The organism is Pseudomonas meliae (assembly GCF_001400515.1).
GTDB classification, from domain to species: Bacteria; Pseudomonadota; Gammaproteobacteria; order Pseudomonadales; family Pseudomonadaceae; genus Aquipseudomonas; species Aquipseudomonas amygdali.
Map to the genome: position 1 here is coordinate 1 of NZ_LJQT01000442.1, position 7523 is coordinate 7523.

Below are 7523 nucleotides of genomic sequence, written 5' to 3' on the forward strand. Positions count from 1 at the left end.
GTCTACACCCTCTAAGGGAATCAGCAATAAGAAAAAGTCAGGCAAAGCCGGGGTTTGAGAAGGCATTCATACGAAATTGAGTAGGACAATTCTCACGAAGAGCTTCGACAAGTGATCGGCGGCACAAACGACACAAACAAAAAGCGGGCAACCAGTCTGAGTGGTGTGCCCGCCTGTGAGTTGCCCGCCTCCCGCCGAGGCGCACAACAGGGTGTCAAGGGTTGACGCTGTCTTTCAGGGCTTTCCCCGGTTTGAAGGCCACTGTGTTGCTTGCCTTGATTTTAACCGGCTCCCGGGTCTGTGGGTTCTTGCCAGTCCGGGCACCGCGATGGCGTTGCAGAAAAGTACCGAAGCCTACCAGCGTGACACTGTCCTTACGGTGCAGTGCGCCAGTAATCTCTTCAAGGATGGCATTGAGAACACGATTGGATTGTTCTTTGGTGAGATCCGCCTTTTCAGCAATGGCGGCTGCAACTTCTGGTTTACGCATATGAAGCCTCTTTTACGGTTTTTTGTTTTTATGTCCCGCGCCGCTTTGTAAAAAACGGCAACAAGGCGCCGCGACGGCTCTACGTAGCGGCAGACAAGACCGAGGATGGCATGCCGAACCAGCCCGCGCCAGTGCGCAGGCGGGGTTTATTGGCAAAAATACGTGGCCTATCCGACAAAATGACGCGAAATTATGCCAATAACGCAGGCAAAACCTTGTTCAGTGCGAGTTTTTCCATAACTGCCGCACCGGTCAGCGCATAGCCCAGCAGGTTGCCATCTGCGTCATGACACAGCGCCTTGATATCAGCCCCCTGCCCTTCGATACTCCAGCGGCCGTCGGTGCCACGCGGTGGCGGCGAAACCACCAGCGGGCAGGCTGGCGTCTTTACTGTGATCGGCATGGGGCCATATTTTACGGCCGTTGGCGTTCCGGCCAGCGTCTGGGCCAACGCCCGAGCGCAGCTCATCAACGGCATGACATAGAGCAGGTTGAGGCCATCGACTTCAGCGCAGTCACCCAACGCATGGATGTTGGCGTGGGAGGTCTGCAACTGGCGATCCACCAGAATACCGCGCCCCGTCTGCAAGCCCGCGGCAGCGGCCAGATCAATACGTGGGCGCAGACCAATGGCCGAAACCACCAGGTCGCAGTCAATCAACTGCCCGTCCGACAAATGTGCTTGCAGGCCGTCACCACTGCGATTCAGGCGGGTCAGCACCGGGCCCAGGTGGAAACGCGCACCCAGGCTTTCAAGGCCGGTCTTTACCGCAGCCGCAGCGGCAGGTGGTAACAGGGTTGGCATGACCTGCTCGCACGGCGCCACCAGATCCACTTCATAGCCGCCCAGAATCAGGTCGTTGGCGAATTCACAGCCAATGAGCCCTGCGCCGAGAATCAGAACCCGACGCTTTCCCGCCGCAGCCGCTCGAAAACGGGCGTAGTCCTGAAGGTCGTTGATCGGGAAAATCGCATCGCCTGCATCACCTTCCACCGGTACGCGGATGGTTTCAGCCCCCCAGGCCAGCACCAGATCGCGGTAGTGAACCGCTTCTTCACCGATCCACAGACGCTTGTGACCCGGGTCGATCCCGCTGATCCGCGTATGCGTGCGGACTTCAGCCTTGAGCTGATCAGCCATCGCGCCAGGCTCGGCCATGCTCAACCCGTCGGCTTCCTTGTTTTTGCCAAAGCCGGTGGAAAGCATCGGTTTGGAATAGGACCGGCCATCATCGGCCGTGATCGATAGCAGCGGCGTGTCTGCGTCCAGTTTGCGAAACTCTCGGGCGAGGTTGTAACCCGCAAGGCCGGTGCCGATGATGACCACAGGTGCGCTCATTGTTCTTCCCTATTCATTATTTTTCTGCTGGCTGCTATCAGCCGATTTCGATCATCTCAAAGTCCATTTTGCCCACACCGCAATCCGGGCACAGCCAGTCTTCCGGCACATCCTGCCAGAGCGTACCAGGCGCAATCCCGTCATCCGGCCAGCCGTCGGCTTCGTTATAGATCAGGCCACAGACGATGCATTGCCACTTCTTCATGTTCGGTTCTCTCGTTTATCAGGCTAAATAGCGTGTGACGGTCGATTGCCGTCTGAACGGGCGTTGTACTGATCGGCAGGCCCGGATGCAAGTCTGATTCTATAACCTGACGTACTACCGGCGGTCGGTCGGGGCATGCAATCATGCTAAGCTCGCGGCCTCGTTGGCTGCCGGAACTGGCTTACCGTGACCCAGCAATCCCCCGCATTCATTAGCCCGATCTGGCTCAAGCGCGAGCAATTGATCGATGCGCCCGAACCGATAATGCTCGACTGGTTGTTCAATCAGGACTCCCTCACACACCGGCTGGACCGTTTGTCTGACGGTGGTTTCAGCGTATTTCCGCAATTCGAAGGCTGGCAGGCTTTGCGCCGTGATGAGTGTCTGGCGCTGGGCCTGCCACTTGCCAGCGAAGGCTGGGTGCGCGAGGTGTACTTGTGCGGTAATGACAGCAACTGGGTATTCGCTCGCAGTGTAGCCGCCCGCAGCGCTTTGCAGGACGGTGGCCTGAATATGGATGAGCTGGGCACTCGCTCGCTGGGTGAGTTGCTGTTCAGCGACCCTGCGTTCGCGCGCGGCACCCTTGAAGTGTGTCATTACCCTGAAGCCTGGCTGCCTGACGCTGTTGCAGCTCGCGGACTATGGGCACGCCGCTCGCGATTCAGTCGTGGTGCGTTGAGCGTGCTGGTCGCCGAAGTGTTCCTGCCCGCTCTGTGCAATACGATCCATGACAAGGACCCTGTCTGATGTACCTGTCCCTTCTCAAATCCCTCAATCGTCTTAGCCCCCGCGCCTGGGACTTTATCCAGCTGACACGTATCGACAAGCCCATAGGCATTTACCTGCTGCTGTGGCCAACCCTGTGGGCGGTCTGGATTGCGGGCAAGGGCTCTCCGTCGCTGAAGACAGTGTTCATCTTCGTGGTCGGCGTATTTCTGATGCGCGCGGCAGGCTGCGTGATCAATGACTTCGCCGACCGCAAGGTGGATGGCCACGTCAAACGCACCGAGCAGCGTCCTCTGGTCAGCGGCAAAGTCAGCTCACGGGAAGCGCTGGTGCTGTTTGCGGTGCTGGTCGGCCTGAGCTTTGTGCTGGTGCTGTTTACCAATGCGACAACCATCTGGCTGTCGTTCGGCGGTCTGGCGCTGGCTGCCTGCTATCCATTCATGAAGCGCTACACCTATTACCCGCAAGTGGTGCTGGGTGCTGCGTTTTCGTGGGGCATGCCGATGGCATTTACCGCAGAAACCGGCGACCTGCCAGCTGCGGCCTGGCTGCTGTACATCGCCAACCTGCTATGGACCGTTGGCTACGACACCTATTACGCAATGGTCGATCGTGACGATGACCTGAAAATCGGCGTGAAATCCACTGCCGTACTGTTCGGCGATGCCGACCGGGTGATCATCCTGACCCTGCAAGGTCTGGCGCTGGGTTGCCTGATGCTGGCCGGCGCGCGTTTTGAATTGGGTGCGTGCTTCTACATAGGCCTGCTGGCAGCAGCAGGATGCTTTGCCTGGGAATTCTGGAGCACCCGGCAGCGCGAGCGGGACGCCTGCTTCAAGGCTTTTTTGCACAACCACTGGGCCGGGCTGGCGATATTTTTAGGTATCGTCGCCGACTATGCGGTGCGCTGAAAACAGCCACCGCCAGCCTCTTTCCGACTGAAATAAATGCAGGATCGCGAGGCCCGCCGACCTCCCGAAACCTGTCGGCGTGCTAGCCTCAACCACACCTGTCACACGACTGCAATAATTCCGTTATCTAATGCGCCCCAAGACAGTTAAATGACAAGAGGTTCGAGCATGGCTGGCAGGAGCATCCTGATCGTTGACGACGAAGCGCCTATTCGTGAAATGATCGCCGTTGCGTTGGAAATGGCTGGATACGACTGTATTGAAGCCGAAAACTCTCAGCAGGCCCATGCGATTATCGTCGACCGCAAACCTGACCTGATTTTGCTCGACTGGATGCTGCCTGGCACATCCGGCATCGAACTGGCCCGGCGCCTCAAGCGTGATGAACTGACCGGGGACATCCCGATCATCATGCTCACCGCCAAGGGTGAAGAGGACAACAAGATCCAGGGCCTGGAAGTGGGCGCCGACGATTACATCACCAAGCCCTTCTCGCCCCGCGAGCTGGTGGCACGTCTCAAGGCCGTGCTGCGTCGTGCCGGCCCGACTGATGGCGAAGCACCTATCGAAGTCGGCGGTCTGCTGCTCGACCCGATCAGCCACCGCGTCACCATCGACGGCAAACTGGCTGAAATGGGCCCCACCGAATACCGTCTGCTGCAATTTTTCATGACCCACCAGGAGCGCGCCTACACCCGTGGCCAGTTGCTGGATCAGGTCTGGGGCGGCAACGTCTACGTCGAAGAGCGTACGGTTGATGTGCACATCCGCCGCCTGCGCAAGGCCTTGGGCGATGCGTATGAAAATCTGGTACAAACCGTGCGCGGCACTGGCTATCGCTTCTCGACAAAGAGCTGACAGGCGTTGCGTCGACGCAGGGCAGTGACCAGACAAGGATTTACCCTTAATTGAATCAAAATTGGCACGGCACCTTGATACGCCACATGTTGTTGCTGGTCACCGCCTGCCTGTTGGCCGGCCTGATCAGTGGACAGTATGGCTGGAGCCTGGCCACCGGACTGGGCCTGTATCTGGCCTGGACCCTCAAACAACTGCTGCGCCTGCATGACTGGCTGAGCAGTCACAAGGCTGACGAGCCGCCTCCGGACGGTTATGGTCTGTGGGGCGAAGTGTTCGACAGCATCTATCACCTGCAACGCCGTGATCAGCGTGTCCGCGGACGCCTCCAGGCGGTCATCGACCGGGTACAGGAATCCACCGCCGCCCTGCGCGATGCCGTAATCATGCTCGACAGCGACGGCAACCTGGAGTGGTGGAACCGTGCCGCTGAAACCCTGCTGGGTTTAAAGACGCCGCAGGACAGTGGTCAGCCCGTGACCAACCTGGTCCGGCATCCGCGCTTCAAAGAGTACTTTGCGCTGGGCGACTACAGCGAGCCGCTGGAGATTCCCTCACCGACCAATGATCGCTTGCGCATTCAGTTGTTGATTACCCGTTACGGCAACAATGAGCACCTGATGCTGGTGCGCGATGTGACGCGCATCCACCAGCTGGAGCAGATGCGCAAAGACTTCGTCGCCAACGTGTCTCATGAGTTGCGCACGCCACTGACGGTGATATTCGGTTATCTGGAAACCCTGCTCGATAACGTGGACGAGGTCAATCCGCGCTGGGTGCGGGCGCTGCAACAGATGCATCAGCAAGGCGGGCGCATGCAGACGCTGCTCAACGACTTGCTGCTGCTGGCCAAGCTCGAGGCTACCGATTACCCATCGGACAATCATCCGGTAATGGTCAGTACCTTGCTCAAAACCATCACCGCCGATGCCAATGCGTTGTCGGGCAGCAAGAACCAGCAGATCCACCTGAGCCTGGAAAGCGATATGCGCCTCAAGGGCAGCGAAAGCGAGCTGCGCAGCGCTTTTTCCAACCTGATTTTCAATGCCGTCAAGTACACCCCGGCAGAAGGCGTCATCCGTATCCGCTGGTGGGCCGACGAGCGGGGCGCGCACCTGAGCGTGCAGGATTCGGGGATCGGCATCGAGACCAAACACCTGCCGCGCCTGACTGAACGTTTCTACCGGGTCGATACCAGCCGCGCGTCGAATACCGGTGGTACAGGGCTCGGTCTGGCCATCGTCAAACATGTGCTGCTGCGCCATCGCGGCAACCTTGAAATCAACAGTGTTCCCGGCAAGGGCAGTGTTTTTACCTGTCACTTTGCCAGCGGCCAACTGTCCAAACCCGTACACGACGATTCAGACTACTAGGCAATCGCGCCTTGAGCCGCTACATTGCCGGGCTCATAGCGTCTTCTCTGGCGTGACATTACCCTCTTCTGTTAATACGGACCCTGCAAAACCCCATCATGGACCCTTCCCCTAGTTTCAACCTGTCTTCACTCTTCGCCGATTTCGGCATGATTCTTTTTGCTTTGTTCCTGGTCCTGCTCAACGGCTTTTTCGTTGCGGCAGAATTCGCCATGGTCAAACTGCGCTCGACCAAGGTTGAAGCCATTGCCGACAAGAACGGCTGGCGCGGGCACATTCTGCGCAAGGTACACGGCCAGCTGGATGCCTACCTTTCAGCCTGCCAGCTGGGTATCACCCTCGCCTCCCTGGGCCTGGGCTGGGTCGGTGAACCGGCGTTCGCGCATCTGCTGGAGCCGTTACTCGCAGCGCTGGGCGTCGATACTCCGGAGCTGATCAAGGGCGTGTCATTTTTCACTGCGTTCTTCATCATTTCCTACCTGCACATTGTCATCGGCGAGCTGGCCCCCAAATCCTGGGCGATCCGCAAACCGGAATTGCTGTCGCTGTGGACAGCGGCCCCGTTGTACTTCTTCTATTGGTTGATGTACCCGGCGATCTACCTGCTCAACACCAGCGCCAACGCCATTTTGCGCATTGCAGGCCAGGGTGAACCCGGTCCGCATCACGAACACAGCTACAGCCGCGATGAGCTGAAGCTGATTCTGCATTCCAGCCGTGGCCAGGACCCCAGCGATCAGGGCATGCGCGTGCTGGCGTCTGCTGTCGAAATGGGCGAGCTGGAAGTGGTCGACTGGGCCAACTCCCGCGAAGACATGGTGTCGCTGGACTTCAATGCGCCGCTCAAGGAAATCCTCGCCTTGTTCCGCCGCCACAAATTCAGCCGTTATCCGCTGTATGACGCTGAACGTGGCGAGTTTGTCGGCCTGCTGCACATCAAGGACCTGCTGCTGGAACTGGCGGCGCTGGACCACATCCCGGAGTCGTTCAACCTGGCTGAACTGACCCGCCCGCTGGAGCGTGTTTCGCGACATATGCCGCTTTCGCAGCTGCTGGAGCAGTTCCGCAAGGGCGGCGCGCACTTTGCCGTGGTCGAGGAAGCCGACGGCAAGATCGTCGGCTACCTGACCATGGAGGACGTGCTTGAAGTGCTGGTGGGCGACATCCAGGACGAACATCGCAAGGTGGAGCGCGGCATTCTCGCGTATCAGCCGGGCAAACTGCTGGTACGGGGCGATACGCCGTTGTTCAAGATCGAGCGTCTGCTGGGCATCGATCTGGACCACATCGAAGCCGAGACACTGGCCGGTCTGATCTACGACACACTCAAGCGCGTGCCGGAAGAAGAAGAGCAAATGGAAGTCGAAGGCCTGCGCATCATCATCAAGAAGATGAAAGGCCCGAAAATCGTACTCGCCAAGGTGCTGAAGCTGGACTGACCCTATCAGTTCCACCCGTTCATGAGCGGACGCAAGGTGTTCTACCGGACGCCTATCGTTCCTCACGCTCCAGCGTGGGAATGCCTTGGGTGACGCTCCGCGTCACAAATCTGCGCCACGCCGCATACTCAAAAGCGGACGCAGAGCGTCCAGAACTGCATACCCACGCGGAGCATGGGCAC

At 58.8% G+C, this 7523-nt stretch carries 8 protein-coding genes; 5 read left to right on the forward strand and 3 right to left on the reverse strand.

The annotated features are described in order from the left end of the window. Nucleotides 1–214: 214 nt before the first annotated feature. The 3 genes from ALO64_RS20470 to ALO64_RS20480 form a co-directional block, all read right to left on the reverse strand. Nucleotides 215–490 (reverse strand): HU family DNA-binding protein, encoded by a 276-nt coding sequence (locus ALO64_RS20470; protein ID WP_044345410.1) that lies wholly within the window; start codon nucleotides 488–490, stop codon nucleotides 215–217. 190 nt (nucleotides 491–680) lie between these two features. Continuing rightward, nucleotides 681–1829, reverse strand: a complete 1149-nt coding sequence (locus tag ALO64_RS20475) for an NAD(P)/FAD-dependent oxidoreductase (protein WP_044345412.1) — start codon at nucleotides 1827–1829, stop codon at nucleotides 681–683. Nucleotides 1830–1866: 37 nt separating this feature from the next. Continuing rightward, nucleotides 1867–2034, reverse strand: coding sequence for a rubredoxin (locus tag ALO64_RS20480; protein ID WP_002555879.1), 168 nt, complete (start codon nucleotides 2032–2034; stop codon nucleotides 1867–1869). A gap of 186 nt (nucleotides 2035–2220) precedes the next feature. Here ALO64_RS20480 and ALO64_RS20485 point away from each other — a divergent pair, with 186 nt between their 5' ends. The 5 genes from ALO64_RS20485 (at nucleotide 2221) to ALO64_RS20505 (ending at nucleotide 7341) form a co-directional block, all read left to right on the forward strand. Beyond that, on the forward strand, nucleotides 2221–2781 hold the full coding sequence (locus tag ALO64_RS20485) for a chorismate--pyruvate lyase family protein (protein ID WP_044345414.1): 561 nt from the start codon (nucleotides 2221–2223) through the stop codon (nucleotides 2779–2781). After that, the gene (gene ubiA / locus ALO64_RS20490; protein WP_005734987.1) at nucleotides 2781–3671 is read left to right on the forward strand and encodes a 4-hydroxybenzoate octaprenyltransferase; all 891 of its coding nucleotides are present in this window, start codon (nucleotides 2781–2783) and stop codon (nucleotides 3669–3671) included. Before ALO64_RS20485 ends, ubiA begins: the two co-directional genes overlap by 1 nt. Before the next feature lie 168 nt (nucleotides 3672–3839). Then, nucleotides 3840–4529 carry a phosphate regulon transcriptional regulator PhoB gene (gene phoB, locus ALO64_RS20495; RefSeq protein ID WP_044345415.1) on the forward strand — a complete coding sequence of 230 codons (690 nt, stop codon included), beginning with the start codon at nucleotides 3840–3842 and terminating at the stop codon, nucleotides 4527–4529. 50 nt (nucleotides 4530–4579) lie between these two features. Continuing rightward, entirely contained in the window at nucleotides 4580–5902 is a 1323-nt protein-coding gene (gene phoR / locus ALO64_RS20500) for a phosphate regulon sensor histidine kinase PhoR (RefSeq protein WP_002555883.1), read from the forward strand. Nucleotides 5903–6000: 98 nt separating this feature from the next. Next, complete coding sequence (locus ALO64_RS20505) at nucleotides 6001–7341, forward strand: hemolysin family protein (RefSeq protein ID WP_044345416.1); 1341 nt, start codon at nucleotides 6001–6003, stop codon at nucleotides 7339–7341. Nucleotides 7342–7523 lie beyond the last annotated feature (182 nt).